Raw genomic sequence first — 20,085 nt, forward strand, 5'->3', positions numbered from 1 at the left:
TATAGGTGAGGATTCGACCGGGCTGGCGCTCCAGCACCGCGCAACGAAGTCGATTCGCCTGCGCAGCCATTTATGCAGTGTTTCCCTCTAAATCTGCATGCCCATCACGTCCTTATATGCCGTCACCAGGCGATTGCGCACCTGAACGCCCATCTCGAATGCCACGCTCGCCTTCTGCATGTCGATCATGACGTCGTTGAGCGCCACGTCCGGGTCGCCGGCCTGGAACGACATCGCTTGCTGGTTGGCTGATTGCTGCATCTGATTGATCCGGCCAAGCGATGCCTGGAGTTCACCGGCGAAACTGCCCGGCGCCTGATCCGATGGCGAGGAGGAACCGGCATTCTGGCCGCTGGCCTGGGCCGACAGCGCCTGCATCTGTTGCAGCGCCGCCTGGATGGCTGGAGCACTCATTGTGTTGTCCTTGTAGGACGGCGAACGAACGCCGTGGGTTTAACTCGACGGTCGCAGCCTATCAAGCCGTCGCTCTCCACCATCGGAGTAAATGCGTGCGAAAACACCGGCTTTTCCCACCTTCACGGTTAACAGACGAACACATAATGGCTGCCATCACACATACGCCCCGGCCAAGGCCGTCCCGGTAAGGAAACCCGGACGCGCGGCGGTACGGATGAGCAGACGCGTTGCAGGGAGCGGAACACCGCTATGTTGTCGAGTCAGATCGCGTGCGCCAAGCGGAGCACGCCATGAGCACGGCCACGTCGCCCAACGAAACTCAGAACCAGGGTGCGCAAGCCTCACGAGGTGGCGCCCAGCAGGACGCGGCCGGTGGCCGCGAGTGGCTGAACAAATTGCAGAGCAACCCCCGCCTGCCGCTGATCATCGCTGGCGCGGCCGCGATCGCGGTGGTCATCGCGCTGCTGTTGTGGGCGCGGAGTCCTGAGTATCGCGTGCTCTATTCGACCCTGACCGACGCCGACGGCGGCCGCATCATCACCCAGCTCGACACCATGGGCGTCCCCTACCGCTTCAGCGAAAGCGGCCAAGCGCTGCTGGTCCCCGCCGATCAGGTACGACCGCTGCGCCTCAAGCTGGCCGAACAGGGCCTGCCGCAGGCCAGCGGCGTCGGCTTCGAGTTGATGGACGACCAGGCGTTCGGCATCAGCCAGTTCGCCGAACAGGTCAACTACCAGCGCGCGCTGGAAGGCGAGCTGGCGCGCACCATCGCCACGCTGGGCAGCGTGGAACGCGCCCGCGTGCACCTGGCCATGGCCAAGCCTTCCGTCTTCGTGCGCGAGAGCCAACCGGCGAGTGCGTCGGTGGTCCTGGATCTGCAGCCCGGCCGGGTTCTCGGCCCAGGCCAGGTCAATGCGATCGTGCATATGGTATCCAGCAGCGTGCCCCAGCTGGCCACCGAAGACGTCACCGTCATCGACCAGAACGGCGACCTGCTCACGCAGACCGACGGCGACGGCACGCGACTCGACGGTAGCCAGCTCGATTACGTGCGCAATCTGGAAAACGCCTATGCCAAGCGCATCGAATCGATACTGGCGCCCATCGTCGGCGCCAAGAACGTCAAGGCCCAGGTGACTGCGGATGTCGATTTCGCCCAGCGGGAACAGACCTCGGAGCGCTACGGCCCCAACCAGGCACCCAACGAAGCCGCGGTGCGCAGCCAGCAAAGCAGCGCATCGTTCCAGAGCAATGCCGACCTGGCCATGGGCGTTCCCGGCGCGCTCAGCAATCAACCCCCGGGTACCGCCGCCTCGCCGATCAACGCCCCGGAGACTCAAGCCGACAATGGCGACGACGCCAACGACACCGACCAGAACGGCGCGCAGGCGGATACCGCGCAAACCACGCAAGACGATGCCGACGCCGCCAACGTGGGCCAGACACGCCGCGACAGCACCATCAATTACGAAGTCGACCGTACCGTCGAACACGTCAAGCAGCAAAGCGGTGCCATCGAACGCCTGTCGGTAGCCGTGGTGGTCAACTATCACGACGGCGTCGACGATGACGGCGAACCGACCCAGGTCGCGCTGAGCGATGCCGAAATGGCGCAGATACGCGGCCTGGTACGCCAGGCCATGGGCTTCTCGGAGGCACGAGGCGATGCCCTGGCGGTCGTCAACAGTCCGTTCCGCGTCAGCGAGCAGACTTTCGAGAGCGTGCCGTGGTGGCAGACACCGGAAGTCTGGAGCCTGGGCAAGAGCGCGCTGAAATACCTGATCGTCGCCCTGGTCGCGCTGTTCCTGTGGTTCAAGGTAGTGAAGCCCTTGATTCGACAGACCCGCGAGAGCCGTATTGCCCAGACGCCCGCACCGGCGCCGGCATCCGCCGCGGCAGCTGCCGCCGGCACCGCCAGCTATCAGGAGGTCGGCGAGACGACATCCACCGACGGCGCCGCCAGTACACGGCAACGCAGCCGCCGGCGCTCATCGAGCTATGAGCAGGATCTCAAGGATGCCCGCGAGATCGCCCAGGAAGACCCCCGCCTGGTCGCCATGGTGGTCAGAACCTGGATGGAAAAGTCATGACGATGCAAATGAGCGGCGCCCGCCGTGGCGCGATTCTGCTGCTGTCCCTGGACGAGGATAGCGCCGCCGAGGTGTTCAAGTACCTCTCCAGCCGCGAGGTACAGGAAGTCAGCCAGGAGATGGCCAAGCTCGGCCAGGTTTCCCATGAGGAAATGGCGGCCGTGCTGCGCGATTTCCACGATGACTCCGAGCAGTTCACCGCGATCAATCTGCATACCAACGAGCATATCCGTGCTGTACTGACCAAGGCACTGGGCAGCGAACGCGCGAGCAGCCTGATCGAGGATATTCTCGAAACCAGCAACACCGCCTCCGGCATCGACTCGCTCAACCTGATGGAAGCGTCGATGGTGGCGGAGATGATTCGCGACGAGCATCCTCAGATCATCGCCACCATCCTGGTTCATCTGGAGCGATCCCAGGCCGCCGACATTCTCGAACTGTTCGACGAAAAGCAGCGCAACGACGTCATGCTGCGCATTGCCACGTTCAGCGGCGTACAGCCGGCGGCGCTGCAGGAGCTGACCGAGGTGCTGACCTCGATGCTCGACGGCACCAACCTCAAGCGCAGCAAGATGGGCGGCGTGAGGACGGCCGCCGAGATTCTCAACCTGATGAACTCCGCCCAGGAGGAGCAGGTCATCGAAGTGGTCCGCTCGCACAGCGAGGACCTGGCCCAGCGCATCATCGACGAGATGTTCCTGTTCGAGAACCTGCTGGATATCGACGATCGCGGCATCCAGTTGATCCTGCGCGAGATCGAGACCAACTCGCTGGTCATCGCCCTGCGCGGCGCCGAGGAGGCGCTGGTCGAGAAATTCATGCGCAACATGTCCCAGCGTGCGGCCCAGCTCATGCGCGAGGACATGGAAAACCGCGGCCCGATCCGTCTATCCCAAGTCGAGAACGAGCAGAAAGCGATCCTCGGCGTGGTACGACGTCTGGCGGATTCCGGCGAGATTGCCTTGAGTGGGGGCGACGACGGTTATGTCTGAACGTCGACACTCGCCCGGGCGTTCGATGGAGACGGCCAGCCACTGGCATCGCTGGCAGATGGGAGACCTGGAACGGGACGTGCCCACCACCCGCCCGCAGTCCGATCCCGAGCCCGAGCGTCGGCGTCGCCAGCAACAAGCCGACGAGCGGGCGCGGCGTGCCGCGGCCGAGGAAGCCAGACGCAACGGCTTCGAGGCGGGGCATGCCGAGGGGCACGAAAAAGGCTATCAGGCCGGGTACGCAGAAGGCCTGGCGGCGGCGAACGCGGTTGCCGAGCTGGAATTCCGCAAACGCCTGGATCTGAGCCTGACGCCGATCGCGGACATGGCGGCGAACTTCCGCTGCGCCCTCGCCTCTCTCGACGACGAAGTCGCCGACCAACTGGTCGAGCTGGCGCTGATCGCCGGCCGCCAGCTCGCGGGCGAATCGTTGGCCGCGAAACCGGACCATATTCTCAACGTGGTACGCGAGCTGCTCGACGCCGACGCCAACCTCAGCGGCAAAGCCAAGCTGTGGCTGCATCCCGAGGATCTGGCGCTGGTAACGTCGACGATCGGTGACGAACTCGCTGCTGCCGGCTGGGAATGTCACCCCGACGCCACTCTCGAACGCGGCGGGTGCCGTGCGACCAGCGCCAGTGGCGGCCTCGATGCCAGCCTGAGCACACAGTGGAAAGCGATTCTCGATCAGCGGCGGCGTCGAGGCCCGTCCAGCGACGAACCCGCGAGCGACGCCGGCGATGACTGAGCCTGTCGCACCGCCGCCGGACAGCGGCACTGGCGAACATAGCCAGCGCTGGCGCCAGGCGCTGACCAAGGTCACCCACCGAGTCGAGGCGCTATCCCGCTACCGTTTCGAAGGCCGCATCACGCGTGCCACCGGGCTGGTGCTGGAGGCCGTCGGCATTCGCCTGCCGCTGGGCAGCGCCTGCCTGATCGAGCTGTCGCCCGGACCGTCACCGTTATCTCCCGGGCTATCGCCTCTATCCCCCGGTCTATCGCCCCAGGGCGACGAACGTTTCGCCGAAGCGGAAGTGGTCGGTTTTTCCGGCGAGAAACTGTTTTTGATGCCGCTGGCCGATACCAGCGGCTTGTTGCCCGGGGCTCGCGTGCTGGCGCTCAGCGGCAACCGGCTGGACGTTGCCAGCGCCCGGCGCTTTCCCCTCGGCGATGGCCTGCTGGGCCGTGTGGTCGACGGCAACGGACGTCCATTGGATGCCCACGGGCCGCTCGAACAGAGCCCTCACGCCCCCCTGGAAACGCCCCCAATCAACCCCCTGGCCCGCGCGCCGATCGATACCGCCATCGATGTCGGCATTCGCGCGATCAACGGCCTGCTGACCGTCGGTCGCGGTCAGCGCATGGGCCTGTTCGCCGGTTCGGGGGTGGGCAAGAGCGTGTTGCTCGGCATGATGGCACGCTTCACCGACGCCGATGTCATCGTCGTCGGCCTGATCGGCGAGCGCGGGCGCGAAGTCCAGGACTTCATCGAGAACATTCTGGGCGACGACGGCCTTGCCCGGGCGGTGGTGGTCGCCGCCCCCGCCGACACCTCTCCGCTGCAGCGCATGCAGGGCGCGGCCTACGCCACGCGTCTGGCGGAGGATTTTCGCGATCAGGGGCGCAACGTACTGCTGATCATGGACTCGCTGACGCGTTACGCCATGGCCGCCCGCGAGATCGCCCTGGCGATCGGCGAGCCGCCGGCCACCAAGGGCTATCCACCGTCGGTCTTCGCCAAGCTACCCGCACTGGTCGAGCGCGCCGGCAACGGCAAGCGCGGCGGCGGCTCGATCACCGCCTTCTATACCGTACTGACCGAGGGTGACGACCAGCAGGACCCGATCGCCGACGCCGCGCGCGCCATTCTCGATGGCCACATCGTGCTGTCGCGCCAACTGGCCGAGAGTGGCCACTATCCCGCCATCGATATCGAAGCCTCGATCAGCCGTGCCATGCCCGCCGTGGTGGACGGCAAGCGCTTGCGCCAGGCTCAGCGGTTCAAGCAGATGATCTCGCGTTATCAGCGCAATCGCGACCTGATCAACGTCGGCGCCTACGTCAGCGGCCAGGACCCCCAGCTCGACCGCGCCGTGGCACTGTATTCAAGACTCGAGGCCTTCCTCCAGCAGCGCATGGACGAGGTCTCGGACATGTCGCATACCCTGCGCGATCTCGAGCGGCTTCTTCCTGATATCGAGTGAGCATCGCCTCGGGAATAGCCCCCTTTCTGAAGCGCTAATCGATCCTTTGATTCGACGCCACCGCGCGACAATGCCAAGCGATGACATTTCCCTGTTCTTCTCGAAGCCATGAGTGGGAGGTAACATCTTGGCCAATATGCAAGCCATGCAAATGCTGCGCGATCTCGCCCAGCGGAGCAGTGACAAGGCCGTCGAGGATCTCGGTCGCCTGCGCCGCCAGCAGCAGAATGCGGAAGAGCGACTGGAACAGCTGCAACAGTACCGCGACGAATACCAGCGCAAACTGCACGACAGTCTGGCCAAGGGCGTTTCATCAAGCCAATGGCGCGATTACCAACAGTTTCTCGGCTCCCTGGACAACGCCATCGATCAGCAGCGGCGTCTGCTCGGCGAGCAGCAGACCCGGGTCGAGCACGGTGTGCATCGCTGGCAGGGCGAGCTTCGCAAGCTCAACGCCTACGACACGCTGCATGCCCGCGGCGAACGCGAGCAGGCCTATCGCCAGGCGCGCAACGAACAGCGACATAGTGACGAAATGGCAGCGCAACTGCGCCGTCGTCAGCAGGATAACGGTCTTCAGTACTAACGCTGCGACCGAATAAAATTCACAGCAATAGCATCGCGCATGGACGTTTCCCAGATCACTCAGCTTACGGCAGCCGCCACATCATCGGGCAAATCGACGTCGACCGGGCGCAACGCAAATGATGCCGATACCGCTACGCCGACTCCCTTCGCCGATGCCATGACACAGGCCAGGAAAGCCAATACGCCCTCCACCGAGTCCACCGAGACTGCGAACCCACGATCGCCAGAGCTCGGGTCGCAGCGTCAGGACACCGCGACGGACGACTCGATGCACGCCTCCCCGGCGCAAACCGAAGACAGCGTCAAGCTCGCGGCAATCGCCGGTCAGTTTCAAGCGTCCAGCGCCGACCTGGCGGCCATGCTCGGCAACCCGGAGGGCAACGCGGCGACAAGCGCGGGCGATACGACCGACGCGGATACCGATGTCGACGCCATCGCCGCCCTATTCGCCAGCCTCCCTGCACTGCAACCGCTGACGCAGAGCGCAACGACCGAAAGTCTCGGCGCCCAAGCGGCTCCGGCTACGGGCTCCACGCCATCCAGCACTCTACTGGCAGCCGTTCAGGCGGCGATGGCCGGTGACGGTGCAGCCAAGGGTGACAGCACGTCGACTGGCGATCAGCCGAGCACGGAGCCTCGGCATACGCTCGCGACGGATGACGCTGACGAGACGTCACTCGTGCGACAGGCGACGATTCAGAACCGGGACGGACATGACAAGGTGGCCACTATCGCGGATGACAGCGTGAAGGCGCGACCGACTGAGCCCGTTTTCAAGCTTGCCGACGCCAATGCCGTGGCGCAGATTCAACGTGCCGGTGACGGTGGTCAGCCGGATATCGAGCAGTTGCCGGGCCGGGCGGGAGATCAGGCAACGGGCGGGCTCGGCAATCTTGCCAGTAGTCAGGCAACCAGCGGCGCCAGCATGACATCGACCACGCCGACCTCCACCGCGCCAGCCGGCGCGACGATTCCGGTAGCGGTCAATTCGCCGCAATGGCCGGCATCCCTGGGTCAACAGGTCCTCCAGATGCATCAGCGAGGCGATCACCAGATGGAACTGCGCCTGCATCCGCAGGAACTGGGGCCGTTGAGCCTGACCTTGACGGTCAACGACCAGCAGGCACAGCTGCATATACTGTCTGCCCACGCGCCGGTGCGCGCCGCAGTCGAAGCGGCGATTCCTCAGTTGCGCGAAGCCCTGGCCGACAGCGGTATCGCCCTCGGCGAAGCCATGGTGGGCGACCAGGGTCAGTTCCAGCAGGGCCAGGAAGAACGAGGCAATCCGTCGCGTCTGGCCATGTCGGGAGCCGAGTCGGCGCTCTCGCCTCTCGCTGAGGAGCCCGGCGAGATCGCCTTGCGTCAGGCCTCCTCCGCCATCAACGGCAATATCAACCTTTATGCCTAGCGGCCGCTGCCGATAACACAGGATGCGGACGAACATTGGACTCCATACGTCGTCGCTATCACGCTATGCGGTCCCTGTTGTCGTGAAGTCGTTGCCGATGGGGTTCGGCAGACCGAACTCGCACGACAATCGCGAAAGGTGAAGTTGGCAAACCGGAAGTGGTCTATTCCGGCAATCACCAAACGGACCGACACCGCATAATCCCTGCAACTTCCTGGAATTCCCCGCTATGGCAGAAGCAATGGCCGCAACTCAAACCGCTCCGTACAAAAGGCGCTCGCTGTTCCTGATCGGATTGTTGATTGTCCTACTGTCGGTCGTCAGCTCCGCAGCCGTCTACTTTTACCTTGACTCCCGCGGCGCCAACGCCGAACCCACAACCGCCGACGAACCGGCGGCCGAGCCGCCGGTACCGATTTTCGTGCCCATCGCACCGTTCACGGTCAATCTGCAGAGCGACTACGGGGATCGGCTGCTCTATGTCGGCCTTTCTCTGCGGGTCAACGATCAGGCGACCAGCGATTTCCTGTCCCAGCACATGCCCGAGGTACGCAGCCGGCTATTGATGCTGCTGTCGGGCAAGAGCGCCGCGGAACTGATCAAACCCGCGGGCAAGATCGAGCTGAAGCGGGAAATTCTCGGTCTGTTCGACGAGCCGATCACCACACCGCAGCCTACGTTGTCGATCGATGACGTGCTGTTTTCCGATTTCATCGTGCAGTAAGCGGCGTTCAGGCAACCCATGTCCCAAGACGATTTGCTGTCGCAGGAAGAGATTGACGCGCTGCTCAACGGCGTCAGCGGCGACGACGACAAGCAAGCCGAAGAACCGTCGGATGCACGGCGCACGCGCCCTTTCGATCCAGCCAATCAGCACCGAATCATCCGCGAGCGTCTGCATGCGCTGGATATCATCAACGAGCGCTTTGCACGCCTGTTTCGCGTTGCTCTGTTCAACCTGATCCGCCGCAGCGCCGATATCACCGTTTCCGGTGTGCGCTATCAGAGCTACAGCCAATTTGCCCGCAACCTGCCGGTGCCGACCAATCTCAACCTGATCAGCCTCAAGCCGCTGAAAGGCACGGCACTGCTGGTGTTTCCGCCAAGCCTGGTGTTCATGGTGGTCGACAACCTGTTCGGCGGCGATGGCCGCTTTCTGACCAAATCGGACGGTCGCGAGTTCACGGCGACGGAACAGCGCATCATTCAGCGCCTGCTGTCGCTGGCGCTGGACGGCTACGGCGATGCCTGGAAGTCGGTCTACCCGCTGGAGGTCGACTACATGCGCTCCGAGATGCAGGTGCGCTTCGCCAACATCACCAATTCCCCCAACGAGATCGTGGTCAACAGCACCTTCCACCTCGAGGTGGGCAACCTGGCCAGCGACTTCAACATCTGTATTCCGTTTTCCATGATCGAACCGATCCGCGACGTGCTGTCGAGCCCGATCGGTGTATACGGCAGCGACGACGCCCAGTGGGAGTCCCGCATGGCCGGCGAGATCAAGCAGACCCAGGTCGAACTGATCGCCGATTTCGCCGAGATCGACTCGACCATCGGTGACGTCATGTCGCTGCAGGTCGGCGACATCCTGCCCATCGACCTGCCCCAGACGATCGGCGTTCGCGTCGACGGCGTGCCGGTCATGGCCTGCGAATACGGCACGCGCCAGGGCCAGCGGGCTCTGCGCGTCAAGCATCTCATCGACCATGGTACGTACTCCGCCATGAAGGATTTCGACAATGAGTGACGATCAGAAGCCGGGCCCCCAGAAGGGATCCTACGATACGGCCAGCGACAACGACCAGGATGCCGACGACCTTTGGGCGGAGGCCATGGCGGAACAGGGCGTCGAACCTGAAACCGACGACCCTTGGGCCGCGGCGATGGCCGAACAGGGCATCGAGCCCGAAGCGGAAGCCCCCGCCCCGGCAGCGGAACCGGCAGCCGAATCCGAACTGTTCCAGTCTTTCGACGCGGGCAGCGAGTCACGTCAGTCCCGCGACCTCGGCGTGATCATGGACATTCCGGTCAAGCTGTCGGTCGAGCTGGGGCGCACCCGCATCACCATCAAGCAGCTGCTCGAGCTCGCTCAAGGCTCGGTGGTCGAACTCGATGGCCTCGCCGGCGAGCCGATGGATATCCTGATCAACGGCTATCTGATCGCCCAGGGCGAAGTGGTCGTGGTGGAGGATAAGTACGGAATTCGTATCACCGAAATCATCACGCCCTCCGAACGCGTGCAGAAGCTCAACCGATGAACGGCACCCCATGAACGGAGACAGTGCGCAGCGAGTCGGCCAGGCCGTCGGCGACACCGGCGACGGCCTGGGCCTGTTGATGCTCGGCAAGACGGCGGTCTCGCTGTTGGTGGTGATCGCCATCATTCTGCTTTGCGCGTGGCTGCTGAAACGCATCGGCCCCAACCGACGTGCCGGCACCCAGCATCTGCGCGTGGTCGCCACTACCCCGGTGGGCCAGCGTGAGCGCGTGGTCATCGTCGAAGTCGAGAATCGCTGGCTGGTGCTCGGTGTCGGCGGCGGCCAGGTCACCAAGCTCGACACGCTGGAGCCGCCGCCCGAGACGGAAACGCCTGCCTCCGCGCCGTTGTCGGGTAGTTTCTCCGGCCGCCTGCGCCAGGCGATGCAGCACAACGCCCGCCAGCTGGGTCGACGTCGCGACGGGAATAAACCGTGATCGCGTGGATTCGATACCGTCTCCCGTTACGCAGGCTGATACTGTCTCGACCAACAGTGGGACTGCTGGCAGTCGTCGCGCTGGGAACCAGCGATCTGGCCCTGGCCCAGGCCCTGCCCGGCATCGTCAGCGAACCCATGCCGGACGGCGGCCAGCGCTGGTCGTTGAGCCTGCAGACCCTGCTGTTCCTGTCGTCGCTGGCCTTCCTGCCGGCAATGCTGCTGCTGATGACCTGCTTCACCCGCATCATCATCGTGCTGGGGCTGCTGCGTACCGCCATGAGCACCCCCTCCGCACCGCCGACGCAGGTACTGCTCGGACTGGCGCTGTTCCTGACCTTCTTCGTCATGTCGCCGGTGCTCGATCGTGTCTACGAAGAAGCGTGGCAGCCATTTTCGGCCGAGCAGATCTCGCTGGAAGAAGCCCTGGAACGGGGCAGTCAGCCGTTTCGGGAATTCATGTTCGCCCAGACCCGCAAGGCGGACCTGGCAATGTTCGCGCGGATTGCCGATGTCGGTGAAATGCAGGGACCGGAAGACGTCCCGATGCGGATTCTGGTGCCGGCCTACGCCACCAGCGAGCTGAAGACCGCCTTCCAGATCGGCTTCACTATCTTCATTCCATTTCTGATCATCGATCTGGTGGTCGCCAGCGTGCTGATGGCGCTGGGGATGATGATGGTACCGCCAGCGACGATTTCGTTGCCGTTCAAGCTGATGCTGTTCGTGCTGGTCGACGGCTGGCAACTGCTGATCGGCTCGCTGACCCAGAGTTTTTACATGACATGAACCGTTTGACGGCGTCAGTCGTCCGACGGCTCGCTGGAGGTGCCCGATGACTCCCGAAATGGTAATGAGCCTGGCCTACCAGGGCATGAAGCTGACACTGATGATGGCCGCCCCGCTGCTGTTGACCGCGCTGCTGATTGGTCTGCTGGTGAGCCTGTTCCAGGCGGCGACGCAGATCAACGAGATGACGCTGTCGTTCATCCCCAAGATCCTGGGCGTGTTCGCGGCGCTGACGCTTTCTGGCTCCTGGCTGATACAGATGCTCAGCAATTTCACCACCGAACTGCTCACCAATATTCCGCAAATGGTCGGCTAAGCCGCCGGTCGATGATCGACATCACTAGCGCCCAATGGCAGGCCTGGCTGCAGCTCTTCTTCTGGCCGACGGTACGTATTCTCGCTTTCGTCATGGCTTCGCCGTTGTGGGGCATGCCGAGCGTGCCGCGCCAGTTCAAGGTGCTGTTCGGCGTGGGGCTGGCCTTCGCCATCGCCCCGGCATTGCCGCCGATGCCGAACGTGCCGCTGTTTTCCCTCGCCAGCGTCGGCATCATGCTGCAGCAGTTGCTGATCGGCGTGGCCATGGGCATGGTGCTACGGATCATGATCGCGGTGGTGCAGACAGCCGGCGAATTCATCAGCATGCAGATGGGGCTGGGATTCGCCAGCTTCTACACACCGGACTCCGGTACCAACACCATGGTGTTGTCGCGCCTGTTCGAGATGCTCACGCTACTGATGTTTCTTGCCCTCAACGGGCATCTGATCTGCATCGAAATCCTCGCCTGGACTTTCGAAGTGCTGCCGATCGGCGCCACCTCGATCGATGCCAGCTTCGCCGAGACCCTGGCGCGCTGGGGCGGCACCATCTTCACTTCCGGCCTGCTGCTGGCCGTGCCCATCGTCACCGCCCTGCTGCTGATCAACCTCTCGCTCGGCATTCTCAACCGCGCCTCCCCCCAGTTGTCGGTCTTTTCGGTCGGCTTTCCGATGACGCTGACCGCTGGTCTAGTGCTGATGACGACGCTGATGCCGGATCTCGGCGGTTTCCTGAGCGGCCTGTTCGACCAGCAGCTGCGCTTCATGCAAGGGATGATCGAGCAGATGGCCGGCGCGGGGGGATAGATGCAAATGCCCGGGCTTTGGGCCCGGGCATCGTTTTTTTATCTCACTAGCTTCAAGACCGCGTCACATCAGCTCGAACAGCGACGTTCCCTGCAGATTGACGAAGGCCTTCTGCGCGGCCTGCAGCCCCACCTGACGCAGAACGTAGTCCGAAATGGCAGTGGTGTAATCCAGGTCGATCAGATCGCTCTGGGTCTGGGTATAACTGATCTTGCGATCGCCGCCCACGGTATCGAGCGTATCCAGCTCGTTGAGCCGCGCCCCGACGGAAGCCCGCACGGTGAGTACGTTGTCGAGCGCGTTGTCCACCTCTCGGCTGGAAGTCGACAGTGTATTGGCGAAGGCCGCCTTGTCGGCGTCGGAATCCAGCGGATTCTCCAGCGCCGAGAGCATATTTTCCAGCGTCTTGAAGATATCCGGCTCCATGTTCTGGGCCTGGCCCATGGCGATGGTGTCGCCATCCTCGGGAGTGCCTTCCAGCGTCAGTCGGATACCGCCGAACTCCAGCGTTGCACTATCACCATCATAGGTGCCAGTGACGTCGCCACCGGCAACACCCGTCACAGTGTAATCGTAGGTGCCATCGCCGTTATCGCTGAAGCTGATCTCGTAGCTATCGCCATAGCCCTCGACGGTCGTATCGGTTATCTGGGGGCCGGTAAAGGTCAGCGTCCCGCTGTTGGTATCGCCCGCCTTCGCCACGTAACCCGCGCCCGCCGCCACGCTCTGGAAAACATCGCTGCCGGTATCGCCGACCTCCATCAGGCGCGAGGAATCGACTTTCTGTTGGCGCACACTGTCGGAGCCAACATAACTTACCGCTCCACCATCCTTGACGAAAGGCTCGGCGCCATCCTTGTAGCCACCGAAGAGATAGCTGCCGTTGCCGTCGGTGGAGTTGGCCTGGCCGAGCATCGCTTCGTAGACGCCGCGCAGATCGGCGGCCATCGATTCGCGATCGGCATCGCTCAAGGTGCCGTTGCCCGCCTGCACCAGTAGCTCCTTGGCTCGGGTCAGGGAATCGGTGACGCTATCGAGAACGCTCTCTTCCTGACTCAGTGAGTTACGCACCGTCACCCGGCTATCGCTCTGCTGACTATTGGTGGCCAGAGATTGAGAAACGCCGACGGCGCGCGAGGCCGCCTGAGGATCGTCCGACGGACGCACCACCCGCTTGCCCGAGGCGATCTGTTCACCGATCTGCATGAACTCGCTCTGCTGACGATTCATCGAGCTGACACTGCGCTCGAACATGATGACCGTGCTGACACGCATGATTTCTCTCCTGACCGACGCCCGGCTCTGGCGAGCGCCATCATTCCTCAGTGACGATACGCCGCGTTACGAACGCATGCCCAAGATCGTATCCAATGTAGAAGTCGCGGCCTCGATCACCTTGGCGTTGGCCGAGTAGTACTGCTGGTAACGCATCAGGTTGGCGTACTCCTCGTCCAGGTTCACGCCGGAATCCGCCTGCTGGTATGTATAAAGTTGCTCGGTCAGGCCCTCTTGCGTGGTCAGATTGGCCTGGGTGATCGCGGCCTGGTTGCCGACGTTGCTGACCAGCGACGCGTAGGCGCCGCTGAAGGTCGCCTTGCCGCTCACCAGCTTCTGATTCTGCAGGTCGAGCAGCGCCAGGGCATTGGTGTTATCGCCGGTGCCGTTTTCTGCGGCGCCGGCGGCAGCGATCTTGCTGGTATCCGTGAGCGCGACATCGAAGCCGGCGGCGGCGTTGCGCGTCGGCTGAACGAGGAAGCTGTCGTTGACGCTCGGTGTTCCGCTCGGCGTCAGCGTGACGCCGGCGAAGCTGAGCTTACCCTCTTCCGGGGAAATCTCGGAGCGCTCGCCACTGGTCAGGTTTTCCAGCAGATAACTATCGTCGCCCTGGTAGGTGAGACGATAGTCGTCGGCGGTCAACGCCGAGTAATCGCTGTATTCGGCATCCATGGAGACGCCGCTGTTGTTGCCGTCATTGCTGTAGACGGCGGGGTTCCCCAGGTCGAAGTAGGCCTCGCCGTCATCGCCATTGAGGTCGACACCCGCTTCGTGCTGCTCGTTGAAACCGCCGCCGAGACTGACCGCCAACAGTCCGAGCTGATTCTGGACACTATCCAATGTCTCGCTGCGGAAACTCAGCAGCCCGCCGAGTTCGCCACCCTCGAAGGTCGATTCGTCGAGATCGACCTGCGAGCCGCTGGCATTGCGATAGGCCACGGTGACGTTGCTTGGATCCTCACTGGAGGTGACCGCCTCCAATGCGTAGGACTTGTTGCCCGAGACCAGCGGCAAGCCGTTGGAGATCGAGACCTGGTAGCTGGAGCCGTCCTGAACCGTGACATCGACGTCGACCAGCCCATTGAGATCGCTGACCAGCTTGTCGCGCTGGTCCAGCAGCGCATTGGGATCTTCGCCGGTCTTGGCACGCGCCAGCGTGATCTGCTTGTTGAGGTCGGCGATTTGTCCGCTCAAATCGTTGACCTGGGAAACCACGTCGCCGATCTGGCCGTTGACGCCATCGCGCATGTCGCTGAGATAGGTGTCGTAGGCGCGGAACTGGGCGACCATGCTTTGGGACGTGCCGAGCACACCTTCGCGCGCGGCGGCATCGGAAGGCGATCCGGTCAGATCCTCCAGGCTGGAGAAGAAATCCTGCATCAGCGTGGTCAGTCCCGAATCCCCATCCGCCAGCAGATCGTCGATCTGGGAAATCTGTTTCTGATAGGTCTCCAGCGCATTCTGGCGGCTACTGGCCTGGTTGAGCTGGGTCGAGATGTAGCTGTTGTACTGACGCTGGACGCCATCCACCGTGACACCCGTACCCATGGCGCCACCGCTACTATTTTCCCCCAATAGGATCAGTTGGCGGTTGTAGCCATCGGTATAGACGTTGGTGATATTGTTGCTGGTCGTCGACAGCGCATTCTGGGCTGCGCTCAAACCGCTGAGGCCAATCGAAAACAGGCTCATATCGGGTTCCTGTCAGACGTCACGCCGGGCATGACGATATCCGTGCAAAGTTGTGATTCTTATCGGCGGAAACCGGGCGTTCTTGAGTGTGTGATGCATCGATTTCGCAACGATTTGTTAACCGGCCCACCACTATCTCGCTCAAAACCGTATTGCGATCAGAAAATGGACGATGGCACCCGGCCGGGGCCAAAGGGATCGGTGCCGCCCGAGGCATCAGCCAGCAGACCGGCACCTTCCACCGACTCGAGCGAGCCCAACTGCGCGATGATCGCGTTGAGCTTCTCGGCATAGCGCGGGTCGGTCGCGTAACCGCCCTGCTGCAACGCCATCGCCGCCTGACCTGGAGACGATGCCTCGACCACGCCCCGGTAACGCGGATTGTCGCCGATCAGCTTGGCGTAATCCGCGAAGGCATCGGCGTAGGAGTCGTAGACGCGGAATCGGTCGACCATCTGGATCGGCCGGCCATCGACGTACTCCGTCGTGGTTATGGCGGTCGTATCGCCCTGCCACGCGCTGCCGGCCTTGATACCGAACAGGTTGTGACTGTTGCCGCCGCTTGCGGTGGGAATCTCGCGCTTGCCCCAGCCGGTTTCCAGCGCCGCCTGGGCCAGGATCAACTCGGCGGGCACACCGGATGCCTGCTCGGCATGTTTGGCCGGTTCGGCCAGCTTGCCGAGAAACTCGGCCACGTGGGCGGCCCGATCGCTGAAATCGGCTGCCATGGCGCCGATTCCGCTGCTCCGGGAAACATTCGACGGGGCATCAGTCGCATCCGCCGGCGTGCGCAGGCCACCGTGCAGCAGCCGCGGCGTACCGCGAGGAATGCCGGCGATCAGCGTCGAGAGATCCTCCCCCTTGCCGTTGAAATCGACAGCGCTGGCGTCGACGCCCTGGGTACCCGGCAGGCCGCTGCCCTCGAGCTGCTTGACCAGCTGGTCGGCAAGACCGAAACCATGGCCCGCCAGCTGCTGGGCCCACTGCTGGTCCTGCATCGACGTCAGCATGTCCATCTGCTGGCTTTCCAGCAGGCCGGACTTGGGCAGCGCATCACGCATGCTCTTCAACATCATCTGCAGAAACACCGCCTCGAACTGGCGCGCCGCTTCCTTGAGGCTCCCCTGCGGTGAATTGGCCGCGCTGTATCTGAGCTTCTGCACGCTCTGGACATCGAGCGCGAACTGCGATGACAGATCGGTCGTCGGGAGAGAAGAACGGTCCAGCGCCATCAGATGATCTCCAGTTCCGCGTTCAGCGAACCGGAAGACTTCAGCGCCTGCAGAATCGACATCAGATCCTGCGGCGACGCACCCAGCGCGTTCAAGGCGTTGACCACGTCCATCAGATCGGCACTGGTCTCCAGCATCTGCAGTGCACCGCCCTCCTGCTGCACGGTGATGTCCGCATTGGGCACCACCACCGTGTCGCCGCCCGCCAGCGCATTGGGCTGACTGACCTGCGGATTGGAGTCGATCACGATGGACAGATTGCCATGGGCCACTGCCGCCCGAGACAGCGTGACCGTATCCGACAGCACCACCGAACCGGTACGCGAATTGACGATGACCTTGGCCGGACCGCGCTCCGTGGTCACGTCGATGCCTTGAACGCGAGCCAGGAAATTGACCTGGGAATTGCTGTCGGCCGGCAGCTTGAGGCGCACGGTACGGCCGTCGAGCGCGGCCGCCACCGGCGCGCCGAACTCCTGGTTGACCGCCGCCACGATCCGGCGGGCGTTTTCGAAATCGGAGCGCTTGAGGAACATGTCCAAAGTGCCGTCGACGTCGCCGAGACGCACCGGCACCTCCTGCTCGACGATGCCGCCGTTGGGAATTCGCCCGGCCGCCTGGTGGTTGATCGCCACGCTGCTGCCAGCCGCCTGCGCCCCGGCGCCGCCCACGTAGACGTTGCCCTGGGCCAGCGCGTAGACGCGTCCATCGGCGCCTTTCAGCGGCGCCATCAACAGCGTGCCGCCACGCAGACTCTTGGCGTTGCCGATGGAGGACACGGTGATGTCGATCTCCTGCCCCTGGCGCGAGAACGGCGGCAGCTGCGCCGTCACCATCACCGCGGCGACGTTGCGCAACTGCATGTTGGTGCCGGCCGGAACCGTCACCCCCAACTGCGACAGCATGTTGGTGATGCTCTGGCCGGTGAACGGCGCCTGGGTGGTCTGGTCGCCGGTACCGTCGAGACCGACCACCAGGCCATAACCGACGAGCGGGTTGTCGCGGACACCGGAGAAGCTGGCCAGATCCTGAATCCGCTGCGCCTCGGCGCCGACGCTGAACAGCAGCGTCGCCAGCAGGACCAGGCAATTCGCGATGAGAGAGCGGCGTATGCGTGACATAGGGATCAGAACGGCGAAATGTTGAGGAAGAAGCGCTGCAGCCAGCCCATGGTCTGCGCTTCGTTGATATAGCCGTCACCGATGTATTCGATGCGGGCATCGGCAACCTGGGTCGACTGTACGGTGTTGGAGCCACTGATCGCGCGCGGGCTGACCACGCCGGAGAAGCGGATGTACTCCGTGCCCTGGTTGATGGCGATCTGCTTCTCGCCCCGCACCTTGAGGTTGCCATTGGCCAGCACATCGTAAACGGTCACCGTGATGGTGCCGGTAAACGTATTGTTGGCGTTGGCGCCCCCCGAGCCATTGAAGACATTCTCGCCTTCGACATCGGTGTTGTAGTCATTGAGGAAATCGAGCACGTCCGGTACCTGGGTCATCGTCATCCCCACCGAACCATTGCGGGTCGCGTTGGCGGCCGAGCTCTTGCTGGCGCTCACTTGTTCGTCGAGCACGATGGTGAGAATGTCGCCGATCTGACGTGGCCGGCGATCCTCGAACAGCGGCTGAAAACCGAACCTGGCCTGATAGATCGATCCATTGGCCTGAACCGGCGGCTGCGAAGGAATTTCCACCGGATCGGAGTTCTCGACCACCGAATGCCGAGGAATCTGAGCGCATCCTCCCAGCACCAGCAGCAGACAGAGTGCCAGCCCATGAATCAGCCGGGGGCCGGCCACTTCAACGCTACGCCAGGCGTGCGACATCTCACACTTCATCGAAGACGGGCCTCGCTTACAACTGCGTGAGACGCGCCAGCATCTCATCGGAGGTTTCGACGGCCTTGCTGTTGATCTCGTAGGCACGCTGCGTCTCGATCATGCTGACCATCTCTTCCACCACGTTGACGTTGGAGGTCTCGACATAGCCCTGGTAGAGGGTGCCCGCGCCGTCCAGTCCGGGATTCAGGTCGTTGCGTGGCCCGGAGGCATCGGTTTCCAGATAGAGGTTCTGGCCGATGCTCTGCAGCCCGGTCGGATTGATGAAGGTGGAAAGCATGATCTGCCCCACCTCGTTGCTCTCGGAGGTACCCGGCTGCGTCACCGAGACGGTGCCGTCCTGGGCGACAGTGATCGACAGCGCGTTCTGCGGGATCACGATCGGCGGATCGACGGGATAGCCGCCGGCGGTGACCAGCTGCCCGTTCTCGTTGACTTGAAAGCTGCCGTCGCGGGTGAAGGCGCTGGTGCCGTCCGGCATCTGCACGGCAAAGAAGCCCTTGCCGTTGATCGCCAGGTCGCGGGAGTTCTCGGTGTTCTGCAATCCGCCCTGGGTATGCAGGCGCTCGGTGGCGACCGGGCGCACCCCGGTGCCCACCTGCATGCCGGACGGCAAGGTATCGACGACCGAAGACTGCGCGCCGGGCTGGCGCTCGTTCTGGTACAGCAGGTCCTCGAACACCGCCCGCGAGCGCTTGAAGCCGTTGGTGGAAACGTTGGCCAGGTTGTTGGAGATCACGTCCAGCTTGACCTGCTGCGATTCCAGGCCGGTCTTGGCGGTCCACAGTGATTTGATCATGATTGAAACCTCATCGAAGGATCGGCTAGCGACGTCAATGCAAGACGGCGCGACCTCAACTGGTAATGGACAACAGGTTGTTGGCGCGTTGCGCGTTGTCGTCGACGCTATCGATCACCTTCATATGCATGTCGTAACGACGCGCACTGTCGATCATCGAAATCATCGCTTCGGTTGCCGAGACATTACTGCCCTCGAGCGCACCGGGTACCAGGCGCTGGGTGTCGTCGGCCGGTAGCGGCGCCGCCGCCTGCTGGCCGTCCGGCGGGGTCAGGCGAAACAACCCATCCTCGCCCCGGACCAGGTTGTCGTTACCCGGCGCGACCATCTTCAAGCGCGCCAGCGGCGCGACGGCATCGGGGTTCTGGCCCGGCTCGAGCACGCTGAGGGAACCATCCGGCGCGATCGTGACATCCCCACCCAGCGGCACCACGATCGCCTGGCCAGTGTCATCCAGCACCGGATTTCCCAGCGAAGTCAGCAATCCCGTTGAATCGACCTGCAGGTCGCCGCGCCGGGTATAGGCCTCGCCACCCTCCGGCGACTGCACCGCGAGCCACGCATCGCCCTGTAGAGCAACGTCGAGGCTGCGCCCCGTGGTATTGATGTTCCCGGGCGTAAAATCCGCGCCGGGCGTGGTCATCATCGACGCAATTCGAGTCGGCAGGCGCGCCTCGCCCTCGACGGGTACGGCTCGCAGCGCCATCAGCTCACCGCGAAAACCAGGCGTCGAGACGTTGGCCAGGTTATGGTTGTTGACCGCCTGCTGCGCCATCGTCTGGCTGGCGCCGCCGCCGGCCGTGTAAAGAATGCGATCCATGTTGATGCTCTCAGCGCAATCGTCAGTGCAAGTATCGGCGCCGCGTGTATCGACACGCGGCGGGGCTCATTAACACAACGCTATCAGGGAAACGCTGAATAAATCGGCGAGCAGGATG

Annotated in this window: 21 protein-coding genes; 13 read left to right on the forward strand and 8 right to left on the reverse strand. The window is 63.3% G+C overall.

All coding sequences use genetic code 11. From position 1 onward, the window contains the following. Nucleotides 1-87: 87 nt before the first annotated feature. Entirely contained in the window at nt 88-414 is a 327-nt protein-coding gene (gene fliE / locus DOM57_RS20030) for a flagellar hook-basal body complex protein FliE (protein ID WP_110651069.1), read from the reverse strand. A 293-nt stretch (nt 415-707) separates the two neighbouring features. Here fliE and fliF point away from each other — a divergent pair, with 293 nt between their 5' ends. From fliF to fliR, 13 genes are all read left to right on the forward strand, one after another. Then, on the forward strand, nt 708-2,507 hold the full coding sequence (gene fliF / locus DOM57_RS20035) for a flagellar basal-body MS-ring/collar protein FliF (RefSeq protein ID WP_110651071.1): 1,800 nt from the start codon (nt 708-710) through the stop codon (nt 2,505-2,507). Then, the gene (fliG, locus tag DOM57_RS20040) at nt 2,504-3,502 is read left to right on the forward strand and encodes a flagellar motor switch protein FliG (protein WP_110651073.1); all 999 of its coding nucleotides are present in this window, start codon (nt 2,504-2,506) and stop codon (nt 3,500-3,502) included. Before fliF ends, fliG begins: the two co-directional genes overlap by 4 nt. Next, complete coding sequence (locus tag DOM57_RS20045) at nt 3,495-4,250, forward strand: flagellar assembly protein FliH (protein ID WP_110651074.1); 756 nt, start codon at nt 3,495-3,497, stop codon at nt 4,248-4,250. Before fliG ends, DOM57_RS20045 begins: the two co-directional genes overlap by 8 nt. Next, entirely contained in the window at nt 4,243-5,706 is a 1,464-nt protein-coding gene (gene fliI, locus DOM57_RS20050; protein WP_110651076.1) for a flagellar protein export ATPase FliI, read from the forward strand. Before DOM57_RS20045 ends, fliI begins: the two co-directional genes overlap by 8 nt. A 136-nt stretch (nt 5,707-5,842) precedes the next feature. Further along, nucleotides 5,843-6,292, forward strand: coding sequence for a flagellar export protein FliJ (gene fliJ / locus DOM57_RS20055; RefSeq protein WP_239496347.1), 450 nt, complete (start codon nt 5,843-5,845; stop codon nt 6,290-6,292). 270 nt (nt 6,293-6,562) lie between these two features. Then, on the forward strand, nt 6,563-7,702 hold the full coding sequence (locus DOM57_RS20060) for a flagellar hook-length control protein FliK (RefSeq protein WP_110651080.1): 1,140 nt from the start codon (nt 6,563-6,565) through the stop codon (nt 7,700-7,702). 241 nt (nt 7,703-7,943) lie between these two features. Continuing rightward, nucleotides 7,944-8,426 (forward strand): flagellar basal body-associated protein FliL, encoded by a 483-nt coding sequence (gene fliL / locus DOM57_RS20065; RefSeq protein WP_239496344.1) that lies wholly within the window; start codon nt 7,944-7,946, stop codon nt 8,424-8,426. Nucleotides 8,427-8,444: 18 nt separating this feature from the next. After that, the gene (fliM, locus tag DOM57_RS20070) at nt 8,445-9,452 is read left to right on the forward strand and encodes a flagellar motor switch protein FliM (protein WP_110651084.1); all 1,008 of its coding nucleotides are present in this window, start codon (nt 8,445-8,447) and stop codon (nt 9,450-9,452) included. Next, nucleotides 9,445-9,963, forward strand: coding sequence for a flagellar motor switch protein FliN (fliN, locus tag DOM57_RS20075; RefSeq protein ID WP_110651086.1), 519 nt, complete (start codon nt 9,445-9,447; stop codon nt 9,961-9,963). The genes fliM and fliN overlap by 8 nt, the downstream gene beginning before the upstream one ends. 10 nt (nt 9,964-9,973) lie before the next feature. Continuing rightward, nucleotides 9,974-10,399: a flagellar biosynthetic protein FliO gene (gene fliO / locus DOM57_RS20080; protein ID WP_110651088.1), complete on the forward strand. Its 426-nt coding sequence runs from the start codon at nt 9,974-9,976 to the stop codon at nt 10,397-10,399. 56 nt (nt 10,400-10,455) lie between these two features. After that, nucleotides 10,456-11,187 (forward strand): flagellar type III secretion system pore protein FliP, encoded by a 732-nt coding sequence (gene fliP / locus DOM57_RS20085; protein ID WP_239496345.1) that lies wholly within the window; start codon nt 10,456-10,458, stop codon nt 11,185-11,187. A gap of 46 nt (nt 11,188-11,233) precedes the next feature. Beyond that, nucleotides 11,234-11,503 carry a flagellar biosynthesis protein FliQ gene (fliQ, locus tag DOM57_RS20090; RefSeq protein ID WP_110651090.1) on the forward strand — a complete coding sequence of 90 codons (270 nt, stop codon included), beginning with the start codon at nt 11,234-11,236 and terminating at the stop codon, nt 11,501-11,503. Nucleotides 11,504-11,514: 11 nt separating this feature from the next. Continuing rightward, nucleotides 11,515-12,309: a flagellar biosynthetic protein FliR gene (gene fliR / locus DOM57_RS20095; RefSeq protein ID WP_110651092.1), complete on the forward strand. Its 795-nt coding sequence runs from the start codon at nt 11,515-11,517 to the stop codon at nt 12,307-12,309. Nucleotides 12,310-12,372: 63 nt separating this feature from the next. Here fliR and flgL read toward each other — a convergent pair whose 3' ends face one another. The 7 genes from flgL to DOM57_RS20130 form a co-directional block, all read right to left on the reverse strand. Beyond that, nucleotides 12,373-13,584 carry a flagellar hook-associated protein FlgL gene (flgL, locus tag DOM57_RS20100; protein WP_110651094.1) on the reverse strand — a complete coding sequence of 404 codons (1,212 nt, stop codon included), beginning with the start codon at nt 13,582-13,584 and terminating at the stop codon, nt 12,373-12,375. A gap of 66 nt (nt 13,585-13,650) precedes the next feature. Beyond that, nucleotides 13,651-15,276, reverse strand: coding sequence for a flagellar hook-associated protein FlgK (flgK, locus tag DOM57_RS20105; RefSeq protein WP_110651096.1), 1,626 nt, complete (start codon nt 15,274-15,276; stop codon nt 13,651-13,653). Between the two features lie 158 nt (nt 15,277-15,434). Continuing rightward, a complete protein-coding gene (gene flgJ / locus DOM57_RS20110; protein ID WP_110651098.1) occupies nt 15,435-16,508 on the reverse strand; it encodes a flagellar assembly peptidoglycan hydrolase FlgJ in 1,074 nt (357 codons plus the stop codon). Beyond that, nucleotides 16,508-17,629, reverse strand: a complete 1,122-nt coding sequence (locus tag DOM57_RS20115; protein ID WP_110651100.1) for a flagellar basal body P-ring protein FlgI — start codon at nt 17,627-17,629, stop codon at nt 16,508-16,510. Before DOM57_RS20115 ends, flgJ begins: the two co-directional genes overlap by 1 nt. Before the next feature lie 5 nt (nt 17,630-17,634). Continuing rightward, complete coding sequence (locus DOM57_RS20120) at nt 17,635-18,336, reverse strand: flagellar basal body L-ring protein FlgH (protein WP_204353049.1); 702 nt, start codon at nt 18,334-18,336, stop codon at nt 17,635-17,637. A 28-nt stretch (nt 18,337-18,364) separates the two neighbouring features. Beyond that, entirely contained in the window at nt 18,365-19,147 is a 783-nt protein-coding gene (flgG, locus tag DOM57_RS20125; protein ID WP_110651104.1) for a flagellar basal-body rod protein FlgG, read from the reverse strand. 55 nt (nt 19,148-19,202) lie between these two features. Beyond that, entirely contained in the window at nt 19,203-19,967 is a 765-nt protein-coding gene (locus DOM57_RS20130) for a flagellar basal body rod protein FlgF (RefSeq protein WP_110651106.1), read from the reverse strand. Between the last annotated feature and the right edge of the window lie 118 nt (nt 19,968-20,085).

Source organism: Salinicola peritrichatus, from assembly GCF_003206715.1.
GTDB lineage: Bacteria > Pseudomonadota > Gammaproteobacteria > Pseudomonadales > Halomonadaceae > Salinicola > Salinicola peritrichatus.

Excerpts from the sequence above, each read along its gene's own strand:
- fliE (WP_110651069.1), bottom strand. The coding sequence starts at position 414 with ATGAGTGCTCCAGCCATCCAGGCGGCGCTGCAACAGATGCAGGCGCTG.
- fliF (WP_110651071.1), top strand. The coding sequence starts at position 708 with ATGAGCACGGCCACGTCGCCCAACGAAACTCAGAACCAGGGTGCGCAA.
- fliG (WP_110651073.1), top strand. The coding sequence starts at position 2,504 with ATGACGATGCAAATGAGCGGCGCCCGCCGTGGCGCGATTCTGCTGCTG.
- DOM57_RS20045 (WP_110651074.1), top strand. The coding sequence starts at position 3,495 with ATGTCTGAACGTCGACACTCGCCCGGGCGTTCGATGGAGACGGCCAGC.
- fliI (WP_110651076.1), top strand. The coding sequence starts at position 4,243 with ATGACTGAGCCTGTCGCACCGCCGCCGGACAGCGGCACTGGCGAACAT.
- fliJ (WP_239496347.1), top strand. The coding sequence starts at position 5,843 with ATGCAAGCCATGCAAATGCTGCGCGATCTCGCCCAGCGGAGCAGTGAC.
- DOM57_RS20060 (WP_110651080.1), top strand. The coding sequence starts at position 6,563 with ATGCACGCCTCCCCGGCGCAAACCGAAGACAGCGTCAAGCTCGCGGCA.
- fliL (WP_239496344.1), top strand. The coding sequence starts at position 7,944 with ATGGCCGCAACTCAAACCGCTCCGTACAAAAGGCGCTCGCTGTTCCTG.
- fliM (WP_110651084.1), top strand. The coding sequence starts at position 8,445 with ATGTCCCAAGACGATTTGCTGTCGCAGGAAGAGATTGACGCGCTGCTC.
- fliN (WP_110651086.1), top strand. The coding sequence starts at position 9,445 with ATGAGTGACGATCAGAAGCCGGGCCCCCAGAAGGGATCCTACGATACG.
- fliO (WP_110651088.1), top strand. The coding sequence starts at position 9,974 with ATGAACGGAGACAGTGCGCAGCGAGTCGGCCAGGCCGTCGGCGACACC.
- fliQ (WP_110651090.1), top strand. The coding sequence starts at position 11,234 with ATGACTCCCGAAATGGTAATGAGCCTGGCCTACCAGGGCATGAAGCTG.
- fliR (WP_110651092.1), top strand. The coding sequence starts at position 11,515 with ATGATCGACATCACTAGCGCCCAATGGCAGGCCTGGCTGCAGCTCTTC.
- flgL (WP_110651094.1), bottom strand. The coding sequence starts at position 13,584 with ATGCGTGTCAGCACGGTCATCATGTTCGAGCGCAGTGTCAGCTCGATG.
- flgK (WP_110651096.1), bottom strand. The coding sequence starts at position 15,276 with ATGAGCCTGTTTTCGATTGGCCTCAGCGGTTTGAGCGCAGCCCAGAAT.
- flgJ (WP_110651098.1), bottom strand. The coding sequence starts at position 16,508 with ATGGCGCTGGACCGTTCTTCTCTCCCGACGACCGATCTGTCATCGCAG.
- DOM57_RS20115 (WP_110651100.1), bottom strand. The coding sequence starts at position 17,629 with ATGTCACGCATACGCCGCTCTCTCATCGCGAATTGCCTGGTCCTGCTG.
- DOM57_RS20120 (WP_204353049.1), bottom strand. The coding sequence starts at position 18,336 with ATGTCGCACGCCTGGCGTAGCGTTGAAGTGGCCGGCCCCCGGCTGATT.
- flgG (WP_110651104.1), bottom strand. The coding sequence starts at position 19,147 with ATGATCAAATCACTGTGGACCGCCAAGACCGGCCTGGAATCGCAGCAG.
- DOM57_RS20130 (WP_110651106.1), bottom strand. The coding sequence starts at position 19,967 with ATGGATCGCATTCTTTACACGGCCGGCGGCGGCGCCAGCCAGACGATG.